Here is a 22,748-nt window from a genome sequence, read left to right as displayed (position 1 = left end):
CATCGTTTTTAGATTGACTGCATAATAAACGATAGTATAGAGTTTAAAGTGAGGGAATAATCATGGGAAAGACACACCGTTTTACATTAGGAGAAGAAATTGCCAATGCCATCACGCATGGCGTGGGGATGTTGTTTAGTGTTGTTGCTTTAGTGTTTTTAATCGTATTTTCTTCACTACACGGGAATGCTTGGCACATTGTCAGTTTTACAATCTATGGCATTACAATGTTTTTTTTATATACTTCATCGACCCTTTTACATAGTTTGCCTGAAGGAAAAGGAAAATCGATCTTTGAAATATTAGATCATTCATCTATTTATTTCTTCATCGCAGGCTCATACACCCCTTTTCTATTAACAGTCGTCAGAGGACCAGTTGGCTGGACGCTTTTTGGCATCGTTTGGGCATTAGCGATCGGTGGTACGATCTTTAAAGTATTTTTCGTTCGTGACTTTGTTTTTATCTCTACAATCCTGTACATCATTATGGGTTGGCTCATTATTTTCACGTGGCCAACACTCGTTGCCAATTTAGCAAGAGAAGGCATTATTATGCTAGTCGTTGGTGGTATTCTTTACACGTTTGGCGCTGTCTTTTATGTTTGGCGTGGCTTTAAATTCCACCATATGATTTGGCACCTTTTCGTTTTAGCAGCAACGATCACCCATTTCTTCTGTGTGATCATCTATTTACTTCCGCACTAACAATAAAAACGGGCGTGTTACTCTAAATTAGAGTAGCGCGCCCGTTTCATTTCTTTATACTTGTTTTCGTTTCCCACGTTCCAAAGTATATTCTGTCAATATAAAGTCTTGCGATTTTAATTTCTTCTTCAATTCATCACGTTCAGATTGATTGAGGATGGATAACACCTCTCCACCGTCTGATCCTAATCGACCGGTACGTCCAGATCGGTTTAAGTACTGATCAACTTGTTTAGGTACATCCATCGCAATAACTAATGTTAACCCCTTAATATCAAGTCCTCGTGCAGCCACATCAGTCGCAAGTAGAGCATCAAGCTTTCCTTGCCTAAATTCACGAATGGCCTGTTCACGCTTTTGCTTATCCACATCACCATGCAATGATTTAACAGTTAAGTTATGATATAAAAGTTTTTCCTCAGCGACGTTTAACGACCCAATATCATTAAAAAAGACAAGTGGCTGACTCGCTTCGTGTCTAATCACTTGACGTAAGCGATCCACTTTCTCTCTAGATGGGGTAACGATGTAGCCATGTGCTAAATCTGGCAGCACTTCATCATGACGATCAACCGTTATTTCTTGAGGCGCTGTCATAAATTCTTTCGCTTTTTCAGACAAAACGTCAGAATAAGTTGCTGTTGTCATGACAAACTGTTTTTGTTTTGGTGTATGCTTAATAATCATTTCAATCGTAGGCTCATGTTCTGGGACAAAAAGCTGATCCGCTTCATCTAAAATCATCGTGTTCACTTGATGAACTTTTAATTTTTTTCGGTCGATTAACTCCAAAATGCGTCCTGGTGTTCCAACCACAATATGCGGCTTTTTCTTCAATTTTTCAATTTGGCGTTTAATGTTCGCACCACCAATTAATGCTTGTGACACCATATCGGAATTGTTCGTGAAATCACGGATCACTTCCTGAATTTGCATGACCAATTCATGTGATGAGGCCAAGATTAAGACTTGCATCTGTTTTTGACTTATATCAATTTTCTCTAAGGCCGGTAGTAAATAAGCAAGTGTCTTGCCACTTCCTGTTGGTGCTGTATATAAGACATCTTCGCCACGTGATAATTGTGGCATGACTTTTTGTTGAATCGTCGTTAAATCTGTAAATCCTTGTTCTGTCCATTGTTGTGTGAATGTTGGTGCAACCCGTTCTAATGTCATGTCAAACTCCTTTTCGTTAATCTTCGTTGTAAACTTGCGCTAATTTTTCATTAAATAAATGATTGATCCCGATCGTTTTCTCTACTTCTAACACAAAAGCGATTCCCTTACCCGGTTCACTCAGTCCGACATCACGATTAATCACATCTAGTACTTCAGTCGTACTATTTCGATCGACCAATGTTAACACCATATCTTTCTCGGGTTCAATCATAATATTAAATAATTTAGCTTTCTCGTGAATCCCAGTGCCTCGTCCGTGAATAATCGTCCCACCATCAGCTCCTGCTTTTCTTGCAGCATCAATCACTTCTTCAGCATCACCATTATTGACGATCGTCACAATTAAATCGTGTTGAATCTGCTTTTTCTCTGTTTCCATCAGTTCGCCCTCCTTACTGCAATCCTTAATCTCATGACCTGTTAAGTGAGAAATGCCCATCACTTTCTTTATATCGATAACCGCGACAATCCCTGGTGTTTTTTTATCAATCTTTGCCGATGTCTCAATCGCTGTTAATACATCAACATAGATACTTTCTGATACGACCGTAAATACGACTTCACGTTCTCTTGTAACAGGGACACCGAGAATACGTTTTTTTTCATTCAGTCTAAACCCAGATGCCTGGACAGTCGTACCACCTTGAGCACCTTGAAGTCTCGTTGCATGGACAACCTTTTTTGCTTGGTTCTTTTTGACGATAGAAATAATTAATTTATGATCTTGAATACGTTCAATCATGACCGTGTCTCCTTACTTGATTGAAATAAGTGGCCTAATATTAAAACAGAAAGAATAGGTGAGAGCGCAACTAAGGCAATCATACCAAAACCATCTAGTACAGCATCCCGACCTGGTGTTGCAGTGGCCAGCCCGACAAATAATGCCAACATAAACGTTGCGATCATCGGTCCGGTCACAATGCCGCCTGAATCAAATGCAATCGCTGTAAACAACTTAGATGTTCGACGTGCTAATAAAAACGCAATGATATAACCCGGTAAGACGTAATACCAAATCGAAAAACCAAACACAATCTTAATCATCGACATTGCGATCGACAAGCCGACACCAATTGAAATGGTGTAGAGCAACAGACGAGAGGGTATCGAACCACCTGTTACTTTTTCGACTTGTTTAATATGTACTTTAACAGCCGGTTCGGCATACGCTGCCATAAAACCTAAAATAAAGCCAATAACAACCGTGAGCCAAGTCGCTTCCATATTACCAAATATTTTTCCCACTGTTTCACCGACAGGTAAAAACCCGCGATTAACGCCTTGTAAAAATAACGCCAGCCCTACATATGCTAGCAAAAACCCGACTAATGTATCGATCACTTTACGCATTTTTAAACGCAGAAAGAAAATTTGAAAGACAAAGAACAAAACGAGTAATGGAAAAAGAGCGAAAAAAACATCGATTAACGTTTGGTCAAAACCAGTAAACAATTCAACTATCATCCATACATCACCCCTAACAGTAGAACCGAAATAACAGGGCCAATCGATGCTAATGCAATTAATCCAAAGCTATCACCAGAACTTGCTTTTCCTCTTAAAACGGACGTTAAACCGACACCAAGTGCGAGTATAAAAGGAACAGCCATTGCACCTGTTGTCGCACCACCCGCATCTAAAGAGATCGGCACAAAATTCGCGGGTGCCCATAACGCTAAAATAAAAATGATCGTGTAGCCAATCGATAGTAATAGTAGCAATGAAATATTAAATACAATTCGTAAAAGTGCAAAAGCGACAGAAAAGCCCACACCGATCGATACGAATAAAATTAAAATAAATGATGACACATCACCATCTGATACAATATCAACTTGTTGACTCAACACTTGCACACCTGGTTCTGCCACTGTCACAACAAAACCGAGCAGAAATCCAAAAATGACAATCAAATAAATATTACGCGTTTTGGATAGCGCAGAACCAATCATCTCACCTACAGGCGACAGCCCTACTTGTACACCGAGTAAAAAGAGATAAATACCTACTGTTGCCATAACCGCACCTAATATAAATTGGATAAATAAATCTGTTGGCATTGAAATCATGGTAAATTGCAGTACAATAATGGCCACGGTTAGTGGCATCATCGAGCCGAGTACTTCGAAGAATGTTTCTTTTAATGTATCCACAATCTTTCCCCTTTATGTCTTTTTTTTCATTATATCAATAAAATCGCTTGATTGTTAGTAAAACAACCGTTTGATGGCGGGACTTATATATTCTATACAGAGATCAATTCACAATATTAGTGCAATCGTTTTCTTTCTATGTTGTTTCAAGATAAAATTCTAATGTAATTTAAATTTTCAGATAAATAAAGTCGACATATGTGGAAAAATACCCATTATCACAGATTACTTTTTCTTATTCCAAAATTTGTTTTAAGAAAACCCTTGCATGTTTCTATTTTTTAAATTAAAATGCTCTTAGATAGAAATTGTGCAACCGTATGCACAATAACACTGAGGGGGAACTAAAAATGAAAAAGTTTGGCTCGTTTGATTTTTGGCAGAAACTAGGTAAAGTTCTGCTTGTTGTCGTGGCTGTCATGCCAGTCGCTGGTATTATGATTTCGCTAGGTAAAGTCGTCGAAATGGCTGGTGGTGATCTTGAATTCATTATCGCAATCGGTCGTGTTATGGAAGAAATGGGTTGGGCGATAATCGGAAACCTTCACATTCTCTTCGCTGTTGCAATCGGTGGTTCTTGGGCGAAAGAACGTGCTGGTGGTGCTTTTGCCGCATTACTCGCTTTCATCTTAATTAACCGTATTACCGGCGCTATTTTCAATGTCAGTCCAGATATGGTTAACGACCCAGAAGCCGTTACGACTTCACTTTTTGGTAGTGAATTAATTGTAAGCGATTATTTTACGACGATTCTGGAAGCGCCTGCATTAAATATGGGTGTATTCGTCGGTATTATTTCTGGTTTTATCGGCGCGATGGTGTTCAATAAATATTATAACTTTTCAAAATTACCAGAAGCACTTGCCTTCTTTAACGGTAAACGCTTCGTTCCATTTGTTGTCTTACTATGGTCAGTCATTGTTGCGATTGTACTTTCTCTCTTTTGGCCATTTATCCAAGGATTATTAAATGATTTTGGTGAATGGATTGCAGGATCACGTGATTCAGCACCGATTGTCGCACCATTTGTATTCGGTACGTTGGAACGTCTCCTACTTCCATTCGGTCTTCATCATATGTTAACGGTGCCGTTGAACTATACTGAGCTCGGTGGTATGTACACAATTTTAACAGGCTCAAACGCTGGTAATGTTGTCGCAGGTCAAGATCCATTATGGCTTGCTTGGGTTTCAGATTTAAATAATTTACGTGCTGCAGGAGATACCGCAGCTTATGAAGCCCTTTTAAGTGATGTCACACCTGCTCGTTTTAAAGTCGGGCAAATGATTTTAAGTACGTCCACTTTAATCGGTGCTGCCTATGCAATGTATAAAAATGTCGATGCAGATAAAAAGACAAAATATAAATCGATGTTTTTATCTGCTGGACTTGCTGTCTTTTTAACGGGTGTTACAGAACCAATTGAATTTATGTTTATGTTTGCTGCCCCACTTCTATATGGTGTGTATGCCATTTTAGCAGGTGTTGCGTTTGCGATGGCTGATATTGTCAACCTACGTATTCATACTTTCGGTAACATTGAATTTTTAACACGATTACCTATGACGATTAATGCTGGACTCATTATGGACTTAGTTAACTTTATTATCGTCAATATTATTTTCTTATTTGCAACTTACTTCATATTTAACTTCTTAATTCGTCGTTTCAACATGCCAACACCAGGACGTGCGGGGAATTATACAGATGAAGATGCATCATCTGATGAGAAACCAGATAGCACCGAAGGTAAATCAGGTACACAAGCACACCAAATTGTTCAACTATTAGGTGGTGCAGATAACATTGAAGATGTCGATGCGTGTATGACACGCTTACGTGTGACCGTAAAAGATCGTAATCTCGTTAGTGGAGAAAAAGATTGGAAACAAAACGGCGCTCTAGGTCTTGTCTTTAAAGATAAAGGTGTTCAAGCAATTTATGGCCCTAAAGCTGATGTGTTAAAATCAGAAGTACAAGATTACTTAGGATAGGTGAAAAGGAAATGAAACTTTTAACTTTAAATGCCCACAGTTGGCAAGAAACACATCAACTCGATAAGATCACAATACTGGCTGATGAAATTGTTCAAAAAGGGTACGACGTGATTGCATTACAAGAAGTGAGTCAATTAATTGACTCACTTCCTTTAAATGATTCTTTAATTCATGACGATCATTATGGACAATTATTAGTGGATCAATTAAACAAAAAGAGTGCATCCACATATCATATGCGCTGGGCTCAAGCCCATATCGGCTATGATATTTACGAGGAAGGTGTCGCTCTGATTACACGATTACCCATTATAGATGAAGACGTGATTTTCCTTAGCGATAGTCAAGACGTGAATGATTGGAAAACGAGGGTCGCTTTAAAATTAACGATTGAATCTAATCAAAAATTAATCGATGTATTTAGCGTCCATTTAGGGTTTTGGGAAGATAAAGATGAACCTGCCGCAAAACAATTCAAGCGTCTTTTAGATGCAACAAATCTTGAGAGACTCACCTTTTTAATGGGGGATTTCAACACAGAATCAACCCATCAAAGTGAAGGTTATAGGTTCATGCTAAATCATAACTGGCTAGATACATACACACTGGCTAAAGAAAAAGATAATGGTATAACCGTACCAGGTGCAATTGATGGTTGGAAAGATAGTGCAAAAGACAAACGAATTGATTATATTTTTACTAACCAAACGATTAATGTTGATTCATCATTTGCTATTTTCAACGGTCAAAATAAACCCGTCATCTCAGACCATTATGGAGTAGAAGTTGAATTAATCATTCCGAACTAAATCAAAAAAGAGTCTGGGACAAAACAAAAATGAATATCTTAAAACACGAACAATCCGATCAAAAGTTCACCGCAATCTGAAATGGACTCCCTTTCTGCTCACGCGGACTCAGCTAACTTTAGAAGCAAAAATCGCTTCTAAAGTGGATCTTCAGCTCGTGCTTTTCCCGCAAGAGTCTCGTCCATTCCAGATTGCTGTGAAATATGTAAACAAATAGCCGGACAAAAAATAGTTAAAATACTATTTTTGTCCGGCTATTACATTGACTTATTTACTTTTGTCTCAGACTCTTTATTTATGACTCAATCATTTCTCTAACGTTCTCACGTTCTTCATCATCAACGATATAATAATAGATGCCATTAATTGTTGTACCAGATCCTTGGACTTGATAACTTTCCATATTTCGTCTTGTGTTACGGTAATGTTGCATTAACGTGATCATATCATTAAACTCCATATTCGTTCCCATATTGTTACCTAAAATGTCTGTTAGCTCAACAATACGTGCAGCGTTTGCCATCGTTGCACCTTCATTAATCATTGCTTCTATCACCATTCGTTGACGCTCAGCACGGCCAAAGTCACCATCTGGGTCATGTTTTCTCATCCGAACATAACTCATCGTCTTATCCCCATCCATCTCAACAGGACCTTCAGGGAAATGATAACCTCCTTGATCAAAACTAAACTGGTTATCGACTGTAATCGTTCCTAGCTCATCAACCAATTCTTCCAAACCATCCATATTGATACGAACAAAGTAATCAAGTCCGATATCTAAAAAGTTCTCAACCGTTTCAATCGCCATATCAGCGCCACCAAAAGCAAATGCATGGTTAATCTTATCTTCTGTACCACGGCCTGCAATCGTTGTTCTGGTATCACGTGGGATACTGATTAACTTCATCTCATCTGTTTCTGGCTTAAGCGTCATAACCATCATCGCATCTGAACGTCCTGCTTCTTCAGATTCCGCATCAATACCTAATAACAAAATATTTAAATTCTCTCGTTCATCTAATTTTCTTTGGGTTAAATTTGAATCAATTGCTGAAGTCGACTCGTACATTTTTCCATCAATGTTATTACGAACACCGTAAAAAATATAAGCAGCGTAAACACCAACTGACAAAATCAATACTAATATCGCAATGATGGGTCCCCATATCCACCAATTTCTTTTTTTCTTCGGTTTATTGTGTTGATCCATTCGACTCATGTTTGATCGTCCAATCTCTATTTATTATACGTTCACTACTGATTAGTATAGCAAAATTAGGTAAATGTACAACCTTTTTGTTAACGATTGATTAAGATTCGTTGATGATTCCGAACAGTGTCTAACAATTGATTATGGACACCCTGCACCATAGTCTCATCCATCGTATGACCAGATGTAATTCGGTATATCGTGTTTTCCCAATGCAGCCTAGCTATAGAATCTAATATAGTCGGCTTTCCATTCATGTCACTATCTAATAATCGTTGACTTAGCCGATTTATTCCATCCTGATCTAAAAATGGGTGTGTATACTGATGAGTATGCATTGAAAACAGATCATCAGCAATCAGCTGAAGCATCTCTGAAGCAATTGTTTTATTTCGACTTGCCTCTGGTATAGCTCCAATAAGTGCTGTATCTCGATCAAACCCTTGAATACCTAACGGAAAATCAGTGATTCGCCACTTCCCCTCTTGTTCGGGTACCCACCGAGCTAAATGATCATGTCCATAAGTAGGCAATTGAAACATGACGAGTTTATCATCGCTTAAAGCTTGTTGACCGTTCTCATTCCAAACAGACACGTTTGGGTTCATACCTTCAGCTTGGATCCACATTAATCGATTGAGCAACTTTTGAAATGGATCTGTATTGTATACATATTGGTACGTCTCATCAAAAGCATTTGTTATGCTTAAGGCTGAATCTAATAGACTCTGTGTTGATTCAAACACATACCGACCTTCTTCTCTCATTGTTTCAACCAATTTAATCCAACCTTCTTCTGATTGAATTAAGTTGGCAACGTCCTCAGGTTCACTCGGTAGCCCCGCTTCCTCAAATAAATCTGCACGATAGTAACTGACATATGGAAAGAAATGAATAGGGGAGGCATACATCTCTCCATCATCATTTATATATCGGTCAATCAACTCGTCAGGTCGGCGATCAAGAAATGCTTGATTGAAAAAAGGTTCCTCATTTAAATCAAACAACCCATCAATACCTGCAAATTCACCTGCTTTTGCTTCTGGAATGATAAATAGATCTGGTGCTTGATCAGTCAAAATAGCTTCATGGTAGTGCTCAACTAACTCATGTTCTTCAATTTCTGTCACAACAAACTCATGCGCCGGATATCTTTCTTTGAAGCGATCAATCGATTGGTTAACGACATCATCAGGCGTCCAAATCGTGATCACTGTTTCAGATTGAATCTCTGAGTCATCTATTGCTTCTGTCCATTCACTTTGATAGCTTTCAACTTCTGGACTTGCACATGCCGTTAATAGGAAGGCAAATAATACGATCATGACATTGATGAGAGCCTTCATAAACCATCATCTCCTGATAATGGTGCCAATCTCAACCCATTTTTATCTTCATATTTCAGATTATACATCGCTTGATCAGCAACATTTAAAAGTTGATCAAGTGATGAACCATGTTCCGGATAAAAACTCACACCAATACTTGCTGTAATGGTTTCTTCAAATTGATCAATCTGAATCGGCGAGGTAATATTACCTATTAATTCTTCACCACATGTCATAACTTCATCTTTTGATTTACTTAACATTATCATGACAAATTCATCTCCTGCCAACCGGTAAAGTTGAATACCATCATTCATAGAAACAAAACGACTAAAACGATCGGCCATAATTTTCAACAATTGATCGCCACCACTATGTCCATATTGATCATTAATGCGTTTGAAATCATCTAAATCAATAAAGAACATCGCAAAGGGTTGGTTTTCTTCATCAATTAATCGAGGAACATTTTCATAAAAAGAACGCCGATTAGGTAGTTGAGTTAAATTATCAAAATACGCTTCTTGAAATAAATTTTCTTGTGATACTTTTAATTCTTTTGTTGCTTGTTCCAAATCACAATTTTTTTGATTTAACTCGACAAACATTTGTTTTAATCTTTGTCCTACTTTTGCTAGATGATCACCGAGTTCTTGAAACTCATAAATTCTAGAATCAGGCACCTTTATATCCGTTTGAGTAGTCATCGCAATCGGTAATTGACTGGCCATATGATTAAGCTGTTTTAACTGTTTAGTCATCATCTTTCTCGCAAATAAACCTGTTAAAAACGTAATGAAGAAAATAATCATGATTAAGCTATAATAGATAAACAGTTGATTTATAGCAATTTGAATTTGATCCTGCATGGGAAAAATAAATTCAACCTGATAATCAATAAAAGAAGTCCGTTCAATAAAATGCGCATTAAACCATAACGGCGCATAATCCACTCTCTTTTCAAACCAAATCATTTGATGTGGCGCAACCTCAACAATGTGACCACTTAAAAGTCTTTGATTCATTTCATGATAAGGTGATGAATGGGTATTAGAAAATAACACATGATCCCGATCAAAAAAATAAATGTGTGCTTCTTTTTCGCCGATAAATTGATCCATTGCTTCAATTAAATAACCTTGAGATAATCCTGATCCTAAGCGAAGCGCTCTTAATTCATCATCATCAAATTGTTCGACACGATCATTGATCATATATTTTAATTCATCTACTTCTTCTTGGTAATAATTAATAACTTGATTTTCCATTAATAAACCATTAACTAAAGTAAGCGTTATTAAAGGAAGGATAGCAACCACAACAACAGCATTGAAAATAATTTGGCCGAAAAAGACCGGTTTTTTATGTTGATTGAATTTTCGTAGATAAGGTAAATAAGGAACATATAAAGTGATCATATCAATTAATAATGCACTCATAATTAAAGCTATGTACATTTGCACATAAATTAATATGGTTAGAGTCGTTTCTCCACCAGTGAAGAATAGTGATAGATAAATAATTAAAAGTGACATTAATGAATATATAAATGCACCAGAAAATAGATCTTGATCCTTCTTATGGTAAAACCAACTTACAACCATCACAGAGATAATGTGAAATAAAATAAATTGTAATGAATCACCTAAGAAAAACAATATTCCAAGTGTCACGATACTTGAAATAACAGCTTGTTTATAAGACAGTAATCGAACCATCGCCATTAAGCCGATTGGAAGAAGTGACAAAACCATTCCAAAACCTGTTGAAAGGGTTAAATAGCGTAATAAAATACTGATTATAATGAAACCAGCTACTTTGTATGTATGTGAAAAAGGTGAGTGTTCAGACATAGAATCCCCCATCAAAACAGCAGAATATAGGTTTATTTTACCACACGTTCAAAGAGTAAACGATTACTTAAAGTTAATTTATATAGTTTACTAAGTTTTACATGAACATTACAATTCAGTTAAATAGATTCAAATAATGATTAAGAATCAAAACACGTGGTATTTAAATACTGTAACCCTTTCAAAAGGAGGTTTTACAAAGTATGAAAAAGTTAAAAATTTTAGCTTTATCGTTTGTGTCAGTAGGAATCCTCGCTGCTTGTAATGGTGAAATCGACGACATGGACGAACCAGTTGAAGACCCTGCTGTTGAAGAAGAAGTTGTTGAATAGTTTAACATTCTAAGTACAAAAGGAGGCTAAATTGTGAAACGCTCACTTAAGTTCTTAGCAGCATCATTCCTTTCAATCGGTATCCTTGCCGCTTGTAATGGGGAGATCGATGATATGGATGAACCAGTTGAAGACCCTGCAGCTGAGGAAGAAGTTGTTGAATAACTAGACTTAAAGAGGCTACTTAACTAGTAGCCTCTTTCTTATTGTTCTCTAAAATATAGCGAAAAATATCAATACTAACGTCTACACCCGTGCATTCGTATATATTTTTTATATGAGCGTTAGAGTTTACTTCACAAACGAGTGGCTCACCACCTTCACCAATTAAAAGATCCACACCAGAAAAATCAGCGCCTACTGCTAAAGATGCTTGGATTGCTAAAGCTTTGTAATCATCTGACACGTCCACCCCTTCCATTTTCCCACCATTTGTTACATTTGCTCTAAAATCATGAGGATTAAAACGCTTAACAGATGTAATGACTTCTTCCCCTACAACTTGAAGACGGATATCTACGCCTCGAGACGATGGTAAATAACGTTGATACAAATGCGGTTTATCTAACAACTGCTTCACTCGAGTTTTTAGCTCAGCATGATTTTTCACTAAATAGACTTGTTGTCCAAACGAACCGAAGCTATTCTTTACAATCATCGGATACCCTAAGGTCTTCTCTAATTCAATCAGTCGATAATCATCAACATCAACGTCATTGTGAAAAAATTTAGGTGCAAACCTGGTATCAGGCTGCTTCAGTCCCTTTCTAGCTATTGCTTGATGCATCAATACTTTATCATCACATAATTCAATCGCTTGAGCATTATTGTACAACCGAAAGCCAAGTGCTTCTAGCTGATAAGCTAAGTGAATATCTTTATCCAAAAATAATACAAATGCTGGTTCAGGATACGAATGTTTGAGGCTTAATTGATTATTTACTACGCCTATATTTAATGTACTATTGGCAACTAAATGAAGGGTTATCCCCATTTCTTTTGCAGTTTTGACATACCATTTATGAATATCACTAAACTTCTTCGACTTTAAACTACTATTATAAATTAACCACGCATCCATTCTCTTACCCTCCGATCACTTCTTCTATCATACTATCACGAAATGACACACGCATATAGCTTGTTGACTATTTTCGACAAATACTTTACTTTTCTCTTTTCTTGTCGAAAATAAATAGGAAGGGTATGTAGAAAAAAAGAGAAAGGATACGTGTAAATGAAAAAGTTTAGACAGATTAAATTTTTATTACCGTTCTTTATGATTGTGCTACTCGTTGTTCCAGTCGTGATTATAGGATTTATCACTTATCAGAACACCGAAATCATTGAGCGGGCAACGATTTCAAAAGAAGAATTAGAGGCGCTTGATACTGACTATCAAGATGCTTTCAATGAGTACGAAGAATTAATTGAGTCATTAAGTACGAGTGAAGACTTCCAGTTCACAACTGTGGAAGTAGAAGCGATGGGTAATTTAGATATGTCTAGTATGCCGACCGCAAATGATCCAAGACTAACCCGTTTTTATATTAATAGACTAGGTGAAATTGCTGAAGAGGATCCTTACATTTTAAACCTTTTTATCGGTGCAAGAGATGGAGCTCTTTATATTGATAACTTACCCGATGTTAGTTTATCAGGATACGATCCGAGAGAGACCGATTGGTATATAGGAGCAACAGAGGCTGAAAATGACGTACATTGGACTGATCCATACATCGATACGGCAACAGGTGAACCTGTTATTACCGCTGCAAGAGAAATTACAGACGATTCAGGTGCTGTGATTGGTGTAGCCGGGTTAGACTTTGATATGGGCCATTTAGCTGGCATGGTGCGCCGAAATATTCTTAGAGATACATTAATTGTGACTGCCATTTCATTAGTCATTGGTCTCGTAATTGTCATCTATTTTGTTAAAAGTCTACTATTTAACTTAAATACAGTTCGTAGTGAGATGAATCGAATCAGTCATGGGGATTTGACAGGTGATGAGATAAAAACAAAAGGAAACAATGAATTTAATCAATTAGCTGAAGCAATTAATCGAATGGAAGGCAACTTGAAAGGTATGATCCGTCAAGTGAAATCATCTTCTAATAAAGTAAATCAACAATCAGATGTATTATCAACTGCTTCCGATCAAGTTAAAGAAGGTAGCGAACAAATTGCTGCAACAATGGAAGAGTTATCTTCTGGTAGTGAGTCCCAAGCCAATCGAGCATCTGATTTAGCTATGATGATGGAAAACTTCAATACAACGATTCAAAACGCATCGAATCGGTCATCAAAAGTTCAATCATCATCAGATGAAGTCTTGTCTTATAGTCAAAACGGACAAACAGAAATTAATCAATCCGTTGAGCAAATGGAACGCATTCACAACCGCGTGAAGGATGCCTTTACAAAAGTAAAAGGACTCGATCAAAAATCACAAGAAATTGGAAATATTGTCACCGTTATTCAAGAAATCGCTGAACAAACAAATCTACTAGCCCTAAACGCAGCTATTGAAGCAGCACGTGCAGGTGAAGAAGGAAAAGGTTTTGCAGTCGTAGCAGATGAAGTAAGAAAGCTTGCTGAGCAGGTCAGTCAATCGGTCACAGACATTTCTGGTATCGTCACAGATATTCAAAATGAGTCAACCGATGTGGCGAAATCTCTGGAATCGGGCTATCAAGAAGTGGATGAAGGCTCAAACCAAATTAAACAAACCGGTCAGGCCTTTAATCAAATAGATCAATCGATTACGAGCATGGTTGAAAATGTTCAAGACATTGTCCAAGATTTATCGTCCATACATCAAGAAACAGATAAGATGAATGGTGCCGTTGAAGACATTGCTTCTGTTTCAGAAGAGTCAGCCGCTGCTGTACAAGAAACAGCTGCTTCAGCAGAAGAAACCAATAGTTCAATGGAAGAAGTTTCATCAAGTGCCGATCATCTAAACGATTTAGCGACTAAACTTGAAAAGCAAATTAGTCAATTTAAAATTTAGCGTACGGGTTTGAGACAAAAGCAAATAAGTCAATGTAATAGCCGGACAAAAATAGTATGTTATCTATTTTGTCCGGCTATTTGTTTGATTATCTGATAGCAATCTATATTTAACGAGACTCTTGCGAGAAAAGGGTGGTTCTTATATTTCAATGCGTGTTTGTGATGACAACTAGACGCCCGCGGCAAGTGAGTGGTCGGTTCACTGCAAAGTACTAAGCGGAAACAAAATGCTTAATAGAAGCCTGTTTCAGATTGCTGAGACCTTTGGATCGAATCGTTTGTGTTTTAAGATAATCATTTTGTTTTGTAGTAGATTCTCCACCTATCTATCTCATGACAAATATGAAAATATCATGTAGAATGAAAGCGTTATCTAACGATGAATTAGGAGGGGTTTTATGCAAGACGTAGTAAAATGGGGGATTTTGAGCACAGCAGGTATTGCCCAATTTGAACTAATACCCGCTTTTAAACGAGCTGAAAATGCAGAAGTGGTTGCTATTTCTAGTTTAAGCGGTCGTGCACATGAAGTCAGTGAACAATTAAATATAAAAAAAGCATACGATAGCTATATGGATATTTTACAAGATGATGAAATCGATGCTGTCTATATCCCACTTCCAAATCATTTGCATAGGGATTGGGTCATAAAAGCTGCACAGCACGGAAAACACGTGTTATGTGAAAAACCAGCTTCTTTAACAGCAGATGATGTGAATGAAATGAAGGAAGCCTGTCATCGACATAATGTAATCTTTATGGAAGCATTTATGTATTATTTACACCCACAACATCAACGTGTTAAAGAACTTATCCAATCTGGTGAAATCGGACAAGTCAAGCAATTTAAATCACATTTCTCATTTCTATTAGAAGACAGGGAACAAAACATTCGAATGGACGCCTCACTCGGAGGCGGTAGTTTATATGATTTAGGCTGCTATACTATTCACGCAATGCGAAACATACTAGGAGAAGAGCCGAATACCGTTAGAACAGAAGCGATCATCGATTCTTCACATCAAGTCGACACAACAGCAGTTTCTCACTTTGAATTCAATCAAGACGTAACAGCTGTGGTTGAGAGTAGTTTTGATATGGCTGGATTTGATCAGTATGAAGTCATTGGAACAAAGGGTAGAATAACAGTTCCACGTGCCTTTAGACCTGACACTCGAGGTGAAGGAAAAGTCATTTTAGAAAAAGATAATCAAACGCAAGTTGAAACATTTATTAATGATTTATATAGAGATGAAATTGAACACATTTCTCTCTCAATCTTAACGAACCAAGAACCGATCATTACCTTTGACGATACGTATCATAATATGCGCACAATCGATGCTTGTTTACGTTCCGTTCAAAGTGGCAATCGGGAAACCATTTAAAAAAAGTACACATGAGCGATAACTCATGTGTACTTTATTAATGTGTGAAATTATTGTTGTGGTTTGTGCGTACCGTCAATGATTTCTTTCATATAGTGACACGCAGCCACATGCCCTTCTTCCATTGTATCTTCTGGTCTTAACTCAGGTGTTTCAACTTTACATTTCTCTGTCGCAAATGGACAACGTGTATGGAAACGGCACCCCTGAGGTGGATCAATTGGTGAAGGCACATCACCTTTTAAGAAAACACGTTCTTCCTTTTTCTCAGGAGCCGGATCTGGGACTGGGATCGCTGAAAGAAGTGCTTTTGTATAAGGATGATGTGGATTATCGAAGATCGATTTCTTATCCCCCATTTCCACAATCTTACCTAAATACATCACAATCACACGATCAGATATGTGTCGCACAACCCCTAAGTCGTGAGCTATAAATAGATATGTTAAACTAAATTCTCTTTGCAATCTTTTCATTAAATTGATAACTTGCGCTTGAATCGAAACGTCAAGTGCCGACACAGCTTCATCTGCAACAATCAATTTAGGATCAACAGATAATGCACGTGCAATACCAATACGTTGACGTTGACCACCGCTGAATTCGTGAGGGAATCGGTCAGCTTGGTGTGCACCTAAGCCAACAGTTTCCATTAATTCAGCAATTTTATCAGGACGATCTTTTTTAGGCACTGTATTTTGAATTTCAAGTGCTTCTTCTAAAATTTGGCGAACCGTTTGGCGAGGGTTAATTGAAGCATATGGATCTTGGAATATAATCTGTAAGTCTTTACGTCTTTTACGCATTTCTTTTTTACTTAAGCCAAGTAAATCTTCTCCATCAAACTCCACTTCACCACTTGTCGGGTCATCTAAGCGTAAAATCGCACGCCCTGTTGTTGATTTACCACAACCAGACTCACCAACGATACTTACCGTTTCACCTTCTTTAACTGTGAAGCTCACACCATCAACGGCTTTAACATGATTAACTGTACGTCCTAGCATCCCCCCTTTAATCGGGAAGTATTGCTTAAGATCTGTAACTTTAAGTAGATCTTTGGTCATTGACATTCACCTCCGGATCGCCATCCCATTCATCAGTATAAATCCAACAACGAATTTGATTTCCTTCTTCACTTTGTTCAAGGTGAGGAAGTTTCTCATGGCAAATATCGCTTGCAAACGGACATCTTGGTGCAAAGCGACAGCCCGTTGGAATATTATCAGGACTTGGAACAGACCCTTTAATTACGTTTAACTCTACATCGCCTAAATCGACATCATGACGTGGTAATGAGTTTAATAAACCAACCGTATATGGGTGTTTAGGATTTTTAAATAAATCCGTCACACTCGCATATTCAACCACTTTACCCATGTACATAACAGCGACATAATCACAAGTCTCTGCTACAACACCTAAGTCATGTGTGATCATAATGATCGACATGCCTAAACGATCTTGTAAATCTTTCATTAATTCTAAAATCTGTGCCTGAATAGTCACATCAAGTGCTGTTGTCGGCTCGTCTGCAATTAAGAGCTCTGGATCACAAGCTAAAGCCATCGCAATCATAACACGTTGTCTCATACCACCAGATAATTCGTGCGGGTATTGTTTAACACGCTGTTTTGGAGACGGAATACCGACTAACTCTAACATTTCGGTTGATCGTAACATTGCCTCTTTTTTGGACATATTTTGATGAATCATATACGCTTCACTAATTTGTTGTCCGACTGTATAAACAGGGTTCAGTGACGTCATCGGTTCTTGGAAAATCATTGAGATTTCATTTCCTCGAATTTTACGCATCTGAGCCTCTGATTTATCTAATAAATTCTCACCCTTAAAGAGGATTTCTCCTCCTTTGATTTTACCAGGGTCTTGAATTAATCTTAAAACTGATAGTGAGGTAATACTTTTACCAGAACCGGATTCTCCTACAATACCTAAGGTTTTACCTTTAGGTACAGCAAAGTTCACACCATCGACTGCTTTTACCTCGAACTTTTCGGTGAAGAATGAGGTTTGCAAATCTTTTACTTCTAGAATCGGTTGTTCATCTAGAATATCTGTTGCTTTAACCATAGGTTTCACACCTTTTCCTTAAAAATAATTAATTGAGATCAATTCGTTTGTTTAAGAATCCATATAAAATATCAACAATAATATTAACGAGAACGAATAAAAACGCAAAGACTAACACACCACTTTGAACGATTGGAAAATCACGCGCATTAATGGAATCTACCATCAGTCGACCAAGTCCATTGATCGCAAAAACTGTTTCTGTTAAAACAGCTCCACCTAAAAGTGCACCAAATTGTAAACCAACAACTGTTACAACTGGAATTAATGCATTTTTAAGTGCGTGACGGTAAACGACAACACGTTCTTTGACACCTTTTGCTCTAGCCGTTCGAATATAATCTTGATCAATAACTTCAAGCATACTTGAACGCGTCATACGTGCAATGATCGCTGCGCCAGCTGTACCTAAAGTAATAACAGGTAAAACCATTTGTTGCCAGGTTCCCCAACCTGAGGCTAAGAACCAACCTGTATTAATACCGCCAACATCAAAACCAATTGCAAAATATTGAATTAACATTAACCCTAACCAAAAGTTAGGCATCGATAAACCAAATAAAGCAAACAACATAATTAATGAATCTGAAAGTTTCCCTCGCCTTACAGCAGCAATCACACCTGCTGTAACACCGATCAACACTGACAATAACGTACTATAAAAAGCAAGCTCGATTGTCGGTCTTAATCTTGGCGCAATTTCACCCGATACAGGGCGTCCATTTCGGACAGAAGTTCCTAAGTCACCTGTTACAATTCCAGTAACATAATCCATATATTGTACAGGTAATGGATCATTTAATCCTAATCGCTCACGCGTCAATTCAATTTGTTCAGGAGATGCACTTTCTCCAGCCATGATCTGTGCAGGATCACCAGGAATGAGGCGCATCATACCGAACGTTAAAATCGTTACACCAATTAAAACGGGTATCGTCTGTAGTAAACGTCGTACGATAAATGTAAACACAATAGTTACCTCTTTTCTAGTTTTTCATTTTTGGATCTAATGCATCTCTTAAACCATCACCAAATAAGTTGAAGGCCAGTACAACAACAACAATTGCTAAACCAGGAATTGTCGCAATGTGTGTGGCATCATACATATAGTTTCGGCCATCACTTAACATCGCACCCCACTCTGGAATCGGAGGTTGAGCCCCCATACCAATAAATGATAGGCCACTCGCAGATAAAATAGATGTCGCAATACTTAACGTTGCTTGAACAATAATAGGTGATGCAACGTTTGGTAATATATGTTTAAAAATAATACGACCATCTGTCGCACCTAAAGCCTTAACAGCATCAATATATTCAAGTTTTTTCACTGCTAGTGTTGAACCGCGCACAATTCTAGCAAACACAGGAACTGAGAAAATCCCTACAGCGATAATAACATTTTCCAAACTACTTCCTAACACAGCAACAATTGCAAGCGCTAATAAAATACCTGGAAAAGCGAGTAAAATATCCATGAAACGCATGATCACTGTATCAACTTTACCACCATAATAACCTGAGACAATTCCAAATAGTACACCGACTGTCATCCCTATGAATACTGAGAAAAAGCCAACATACAATGTAATGCTCATGCCGTGTATAATTCGACTAAAAATATCACGACCATAATTATCAGTGCCAAACCAATGCTCCATTGAAGGACCTACAAGACGATTACTTGTGTCTGTATCGAAGGGGCTATAAGGAGTGAAATAAGGACCGATAAATGCGATTAAAACGAAGAGAATGATTAAAATACCACCGATGACAGCGGATTTGCTGGATGTTAATTTCTTCCAAAAATTCTTGATCTTAACAATTCTTGGGTTTGGAGCTGCTTTTGCTTGTGCAGCACTTTCATTAATTTCTTCCCTCATAATGTAGTTTCCTTTCTTTTTAAGATCTAAAAGTGTCGAAAATATGAAATTTCAAAAAATTTAATCTATAAACGGATTCTTACTATAGTTAAAACAACGACTGCTTATAAACTAAACTTTTTGAATTGTAGAACAAATATCATCGACTTCTCTCTATGATACTACGTCTACAATTATTATAAAAGTTCAATCATTAAACTTTTATAGCTACGATGAATAATTTTGCCACAATTAAGCTAGATTTGCAATAAAATGCGAAAATATCAGAAAATTAAAATAAATAAACCTTATTTAATCGATTAAATAGATTACATTAATGAAGAAACACGAACAATAGACCAAATCGATTAAAGTTTTAAAATTTATTAAGTTTTTAGATAATTTTGACTTGTTTTATTTTTCAATCTGTTGTATATTATAGTCAGTTTTCACAAAACAGAAAAATTAAAAGGGGAGTGTACAAAAGTGAAATCAATGAAAAAATCATTTCTGTTTCTAGTTATGCTTGTTGCGACATTACTTGTGTTTGCAGCTTGTGGAACAGATACAGAAGAAGACCAAGACCCAGTCGACGATGAGAATGGGGAAGAAACAACAGAAGAAGCAACTGAGGAAGCACAAGAAGGTGGCGAATTAGTCATTGCAAACCTTTCAGACGCAGTCGCTCTTAATCCACACGGTTCAAACGATACACCATCAAGTAACGTTGCATACAATATTTATGAGGCGTTAGTTGTTCAAGATGAAGACATGGAAGTACAACCAGGCCTAGCACATGATTGGGAAATGGTTGAAGATACTTTATGGGAGTTTCATTTAGAAGAAGGCGTCACATTCCATGACGGTTCTGAATTTAACGCTGAGGTTGTTGAAGCGAATATTAATCGTATCCTAGACGATGCTGTTGCTTCACCAAGAGCCTTCCTTTACGACATGATCACTGATGTTATTGTTGTAGATGATTACACAGTACAATTTGAAACTGAGTATTCGTTCGCACCACTACCTGCGCACTTAGCACACAATGGTGGCGGTATGATCTCTCAAGAATTAATTGAAGAAGATTATGCAGCTATGGATGATGGCGAAGAACCTGGTTCAGTCATTAACGAATCACCAGTTGGTACTGGGCCATTTGAATTTGATTACTGGAACTCAGGCGATGAAATTCGTTTAGTTCGTAATGAAGACTATTGGGGCGACAATGCTTACTTAGATTCAATTGTCTTCCGAGTCGTACCAGAAGATGGTACACGTATTGCTGATATTGAAACAGGTCAAGCACACATTGGTGACCCACTAAGCCCATCAGATGTTTCTCGTATTGAAAACACTGAAGGTATCCATGTAAACGAAACACCATCTGTAAGTCTTTCTTACATTGGTTTTAACGCACAAAAAGAACCATTTGATGATCCACAAGTTCGTCAAGCAATCTCAATGGCAATTAATAAAGATGCCATCATCGAAGATCTATACGGTGGCGCTGGTGTACCAGCAATTGGCCCACTTGCACCAGAAGTATTCGGTTATGATGAAAATGTATCAGGTCTAGAATATGATGTTGATCAAGCTCGTGAATTACTAGCAGATGCTGGTTATGAAGACGGATTTGAAACAACAATTTGGACGAACGACTCTCGTGAGCGTATTGATGCTGCAACAGTTGTTCAAGATGAATTAGCTGATCTTGGCATCGATGTTGAAATTGAAATTGTTGAGTGGGGTGCTTACCTAGAAAACACAGCAGCTGGAGAACACGATATGTTCGTTCTTGGTTGGTCTACTGTAACAGGTGATGCTGACTATGGTATGTATCCATTGTTCCACTCTGACAACTTCGGTGAGCCAGGTAACCGTACATTCTTAGAAAACGAAGAATTAGATGCACTTCTAGAAGAAGGACGTCAAAATCCTGATCCTGAAGAACGTCAAGAAATTTACAGTGAAGCACAAGAAATCTTAGTTGAAGAAGCACCAATGCTTTACATTCACCACCAAGAGTTCTTACTTGCTGTAAGTGATGAAGTACAAGGTTTATGGCAACACCCAACTGGCATCCTAATGCTAGATGATGTTTACCTAGACCAATAATACTAAAATAAAAAATCCTTATTCCATTACTTAGATGGGATAAGGATTTTTTGATTATAATAATTCTTTAATTTTTGCTTCAAAATCAAGAGGCTCTTCATGTGACTCAAAGCGCTCAATCACTTCACCATCACGATTCACTAAAAACTTCGTGAAGTTCCATTTAATTTCATCACCGGTTAACCACTCTGGATAACGATCTTCAATGATTTTTTTAATTAATTTTGCATTCATTGTGGAATCATCAAAACCTTGAAATGGCTGAGCTTCTTTTAAATACTGAAATAAAGGATGCGAACGTTTACCGTTTACGTAGATTTTACTAAATATAGGAAACTGAACACCATAATTCATTTGACAAAATGCTTTTGCTTCTTCATCTGTACCAGGCTCTTGTGCATGGAATTGATTGCAAGGAAAACCTAGAATTTTAAATCCTTGATCTTTATATTTGTCATACAACCTTTGTAAATCATCAAATTGAGGAGTGAAATCACATTTACTAGCTGTATTCACAATTAACAATACGTCTCCTTCATATGTACTTAAAGATAGTGGATCTCCACTTGTTTGCATCACTTCATAATCATAAATTGTCTCCATCTTTAGTCCTCCTTAACATTATCTATACAAAAATTATACAACATTAATTCCAATACCAATAACAGTTTGCTCATGATTATGTATTAGCCAT

At 37.4% G+C, this 22,748-nt stretch carries 21 protein-coding genes; 8 read left to right on the top strand and 13 right to left on the bottom strand.

Annotated features, from left to right (window positions below):
- The first annotated feature begins 62 nt into the window (after window positions 1-62).
- Window positions 63-707 (top strand): PAQR family membrane homeostasis protein TrhA, encoded by a 645-nt coding sequence (gene trhA, locus BLR62_RS09425; RefSeq protein ID WP_090796217.1) that lies wholly within the window; start codon window positions 63-65, stop codon window positions 705-707.
- Between the two features lie 54 nt (window positions 708-761).
- Here trhA and BLR62_RS09420 read toward each other — a convergent pair whose 3' ends face one another.
- From BLR62_RS09420 to BLR62_RS09405, 4 genes are read right to left on the bottom strand one after another with little or no spacing between them, the layout of a single operon-like run.
- Entirely contained in the window at window positions 762-1,883 is a 1,122-nt protein-coding gene (locus BLR62_RS09420; protein ID WP_090796215.1) for a DEAD/DEAH box helicase, read from the bottom strand.
- Window positions 1,884-1,899: 16 nt separating this feature from the next.
- On the bottom strand, window positions 1,900-2,628 hold the full coding sequence (locus tag BLR62_RS09415) for a P-II family nitrogen regulator (RefSeq protein WP_090796213.1): 729 nt from the start codon (window positions 2,626-2,628) through the stop codon (window positions 1,900-1,902).
- Window positions 2,625-3,353 carry a DUF1538 domain-containing protein gene (locus tag BLR62_RS09410; RefSeq protein ID WP_090796210.1) on the bottom strand — a complete coding sequence of 243 codons (729 nt, stop codon included), beginning with the start codon at window positions 3,351-3,353 and terminating at the stop codon, window positions 2,625-2,627. Before BLR62_RS09410 ends, BLR62_RS09415 begins: the two co-directional genes overlap by 4 nt.
- Window positions 3,350-4,042, bottom strand: a complete 693-nt coding sequence (locus BLR62_RS09405; protein ID WP_090796208.1) for a DUF1538 domain-containing protein — start codon at window positions 4,040-4,042, stop codon at window positions 3,350-3,352. The genes BLR62_RS09410 and BLR62_RS09405 overlap by 4 nt, the downstream gene beginning before the upstream one ends.
- A 350-nt stretch (window positions 4,043-4,392) precedes the next feature.
- Between BLR62_RS09405 and BLR62_RS09400 the strand changes: the two genes are divergently transcribed.
- Window positions 4,393-6,036, top strand: a complete 1,644-nt coding sequence (locus tag BLR62_RS09400) for a PTS transporter subunit IIBC (RefSeq protein ID WP_090796205.1) — start codon at window positions 4,393-4,395, stop codon at window positions 6,034-6,036.
- Between the two features lie 11 nt (window positions 6,037-6,047).
- Window positions 6,048-6,848 carry an endonuclease/exonuclease/phosphatase family protein gene (locus tag BLR62_RS09395; RefSeq protein ID WP_090796202.1) on the top strand — a complete coding sequence of 267 codons (801 nt, stop codon included), beginning with the start codon at window positions 6,048-6,050 and terminating at the stop codon, window positions 6,846-6,848.
- A 295-nt stretch (window positions 6,849-7,143) separates the two neighbouring features.
- Here the strand turns inward: BLR62_RS09395 and BLR62_RS09390 are convergent, their stop codons facing one another.
- The 3 genes from BLR62_RS09390 to BLR62_RS09380 all read right to left on the bottom strand — a co-directional run bounded on the left by BLR62_RS09390 (window position 7,144) and on the right by BLR62_RS09380 (window position 11,242).
- Window positions 7,144-8,070 carry an LCP family glycopolymer transferase gene (locus tag BLR62_RS09390; RefSeq protein ID WP_342706544.1) on the bottom strand — a complete coding sequence of 309 codons (927 nt, stop codon included), beginning with the start codon at window positions 8,068-8,070 and terminating at the stop codon, window positions 7,144-7,146.
- A gap of 80 nt (window positions 8,071-8,150) precedes the next feature.
- The gene (locus tag BLR62_RS09385; RefSeq protein ID WP_090796201.1) at window positions 8,151-9,407 is read right to left on the bottom strand and encodes an ABC transporter substrate-binding protein; all 1,257 of its coding nucleotides are present in this window, start codon (window positions 9,405-9,407) and stop codon (window positions 8,151-8,153) included.
- Window positions 9,404-11,242, bottom strand: a complete 1,839-nt coding sequence (locus BLR62_RS09380) for a GGDEF domain-containing protein (RefSeq protein ID WP_176759269.1) — start codon at window positions 11,240-11,242, stop codon at window positions 9,404-9,406. The genes BLR62_RS09385 and BLR62_RS09380 overlap by 4 nt, the downstream gene beginning before the upstream one ends.
- A gap of 203 nt (window positions 11,243-11,445) precedes the next feature.
- On the opposite strand from BLR62_RS09380, the gene BLR62_RS12670 reads away from it, so the two are divergent.
- A complete protein-coding gene (locus BLR62_RS12670) occupies window positions 11,446-11,574 on the top strand; it encodes a hypothetical protein (RefSeq protein WP_281241153.1) in 129 nt (42 codons plus the stop codon).
- Between the two features lie 33 nt (window positions 11,575-11,607).
- Window positions 11,608-11,739 (top strand): hypothetical protein, encoded by a 132-nt coding sequence (locus BLR62_RS12665; protein ID WP_281241152.1) that lies wholly within the window; start codon window positions 11,608-11,610, stop codon window positions 11,737-11,739.
- Between the two features lie 19 nt (window positions 11,740-11,758).
- On the opposite strand, the gene BLR62_RS09375 is transcribed toward BLR62_RS12665, so the two are convergent.
- Window positions 11,759-12,655, bottom strand: a complete 897-nt coding sequence (locus BLR62_RS09375) for an ATP-grasp domain-containing protein (RefSeq protein WP_090796196.1) — start codon at window positions 12,653-12,655, stop codon at window positions 11,759-11,761.
- 156 nt (window positions 12,656-12,811) lie between these two features.
- On the opposite strand from BLR62_RS09375, the gene BLR62_RS09370 reads away from it, so the two are divergent.
- Window positions 12,812-14,593, top strand: coding sequence for a methyl-accepting chemotaxis protein (locus BLR62_RS09370; protein ID WP_090796194.1), 1,782 nt, complete (start codon window positions 12,812-12,814; stop codon window positions 14,591-14,593).
- Window positions 14,594-14,993: 400 nt separating this feature from the next.
- The gene (locus BLR62_RS09365) at window positions 14,994-15,983 is read left to right on the top strand and encodes a Gfo/Idh/MocA family protein (protein ID WP_090796191.1); all 990 of its coding nucleotides are present in this window, start codon (window positions 14,994-14,996) and stop codon (window positions 15,981-15,983) included.
- Window positions 15,984-16,033: 50 nt separating this feature from the next.
- Here BLR62_RS09365 and BLR62_RS09360 read toward each other — a convergent pair whose 3' ends face one another.
- Genes BLR62_RS09360 through BLR62_RS09345 form a run of 4 tightly spaced genes read right to left on the bottom strand, consistent with a single transcriptional unit; the run spans window position 16,034 to window position 19,960 of the window.
- Complete coding sequence (locus tag BLR62_RS09360) at window positions 16,034-17,050, bottom strand: ABC transporter ATP-binding protein (RefSeq protein WP_176759268.1); 1,017 nt, start codon at window positions 17,048-17,050, stop codon at window positions 16,034-16,036.
- Window positions 17,031-18,077, bottom strand: coding sequence for an ABC transporter ATP-binding protein (locus tag BLR62_RS09355; RefSeq protein ID WP_090796187.1), 1,047 nt, complete (start codon window positions 18,075-18,077; stop codon window positions 17,031-17,033). Before BLR62_RS09355 ends, BLR62_RS09360 begins: the two co-directional genes overlap by 20 nt.
- Before the next feature lie 28 nt (window positions 18,078-18,105).
- Complete coding sequence (locus BLR62_RS09350) at window positions 18,106-19,047, bottom strand: ABC transporter permease (protein WP_090796185.1); 942 nt, start codon at window positions 19,045-19,047, stop codon at window positions 18,106-18,108.
- A 16-nt stretch (window positions 19,048-19,063) separates the two neighbouring features.
- Window positions 19,064-19,960, bottom strand: a complete 897-nt coding sequence (locus tag BLR62_RS09345; protein ID WP_090796182.1) for an ABC transporter permease — start codon at window positions 19,958-19,960, stop codon at window positions 19,064-19,066.
- Window positions 19,961-20,425: 465 nt separating this feature from the next.
- On the opposite strand from BLR62_RS09345, the gene BLR62_RS09340 reads away from it, so the two are divergent.
- A complete protein-coding gene (locus BLR62_RS09340) occupies window positions 20,426-22,054 on the top strand; it encodes a glutathione ABC transporter substrate-binding protein (protein ID WP_090796180.1) in 1,629 nt (542 codons plus the stop codon).
- 54 nt (window positions 22,055-22,108) lie between these two features.
- On the opposite strand, the gene BLR62_RS09335 is transcribed toward BLR62_RS09340, so the two are convergent.
- Entirely contained in the window at window positions 22,109-22,657 is a 549-nt protein-coding gene (locus BLR62_RS09335) for a glutathione peroxidase (RefSeq protein ID WP_090796178.1), read from the bottom strand.
- Window positions 22,658-22,748 lie beyond the last annotated feature (91 nt).

The sequence above is a fragment of the Pelagirhabdus alkalitolerans genome, from assembly GCF_900096905.1.
Lineage (GTDB): Bacteria > Bacillota > Bacilli > Bacillales > Amphibacillaceae > Pelagirhabdus > Pelagirhabdus alkalitolerans.
The sequence above is the reverse complement of the archived record's forward strand: the minus strand, read 5'-3'. Positions and strand labels throughout refer to the sequence as shown.

What these genes read in the sequence shown, in the direction of transcription:
- BLR62_RS09345 (WP_090796182.1), bottom strand. Translation starts at nt 19,960, where the DNA reads ATGAGGGAAGAAATTAATGAAAGTGCTGCACAAGCAAAAGCAGCTCCA.
- BLR62_RS09395 (WP_090796202.1), top strand. Translation starts at nt 6,048, where the DNA reads ATGAAACTTTTAACTTTAAATGCCCACAGTTGGCAAGAAACACATCAA.
- BLR62_RS09335 (WP_090796178.1), bottom strand. Translation starts at nt 22,657, where the DNA reads ATGGAGACAATTTATGATTATGAAGTGATGCAAACAAGTGGAGATCCA.
- BLR62_RS09385 (WP_090796201.1), bottom strand. Translation starts at nt 9,407, where the DNA reads ATGAAGGCTCTCATCAATGTCATGATCGTATTATTTGCCTTCCTATTA.
- BLR62_RS09380 (WP_176759269.1), bottom strand. Translation starts at nt 11,242, where the DNA reads ATGTCTGAACACTCACCTTTTTCACATACATACAAAGTAGCTGGTTTC.
- trhA (WP_090796217.1), top strand. Translation starts at nt 63, where the DNA reads ATGGGAAAGACACACCGTTTTACATTAGGAGAAGAAATTGCCAATGCC.
- BLR62_RS09400 (WP_090796205.1), top strand. Translation starts at nt 4,393, where the DNA reads ATGAAAAAGTTTGGCTCGTTTGATTTTTGGCAGAAACTAGGTAAAGTT.
- BLR62_RS09355 (WP_090796187.1), bottom strand. Translation starts at nt 18,077, where the DNA reads ATGGTTAAAGCAACAGATATTCTAGATGAACAACCGATTCTAGAAGTA.
- BLR62_RS09390 (WP_342706544.1), bottom strand. Translation starts at nt 8,070, where the DNA reads ATGAGTCGAATGGATCAACACAATAAACCGAAGAAAAAAAGAAATTGG.
- BLR62_RS09360 (WP_176759268.1), bottom strand. Translation starts at nt 17,050, where the DNA reads ATGACCAAAGATCTACTTAAAGTTACAGATCTTAAGCAATACTTCCCG.
- BLR62_RS09410 (WP_090796210.1), bottom strand. Translation starts at nt 3,353, where the DNA reads ATGATAGTTGAATTGTTTACTGGTTTTGACCAAACGTTAATCGATGTT.
- BLR62_RS12670 (WP_281241153.1), top strand. Translation starts at nt 11,446, where the DNA reads ATGAAAAAGTTAAAAATTTTAGCTTTATCGTTTGTGTCAGTAGGAATC.
- BLR62_RS09415 (WP_090796213.1), bottom strand. Translation starts at nt 2,628, where the DNA reads ATGATTGAACGTATTCAAGATCATAAATTAATTATTTCTATCGTCAAA.
- BLR62_RS09365 (WP_090796191.1), top strand. Translation starts at nt 14,994, where the DNA reads ATGCAAGACGTAGTAAAATGGGGGATTTTGAGCACAGCAGGTATTGCC.
- BLR62_RS09370 (WP_090796194.1), top strand. Translation starts at nt 12,812, where the DNA reads ATGAAAAAGTTTAGACAGATTAAATTTTTATTACCGTTCTTTATGATT.
- BLR62_RS09375 (WP_090796196.1), bottom strand. Translation starts at nt 12,655, where the DNA reads ATGGATGCGTGGTTAATTTATAATAGTAGTTTAAAGTCGAAGAAGTTT.
- BLR62_RS09420 (WP_090796215.1), bottom strand. Translation starts at nt 1,883, where the DNA reads ATGACATTAGAACGGGTTGCACCAACATTCACACAACAATGGACAGAA.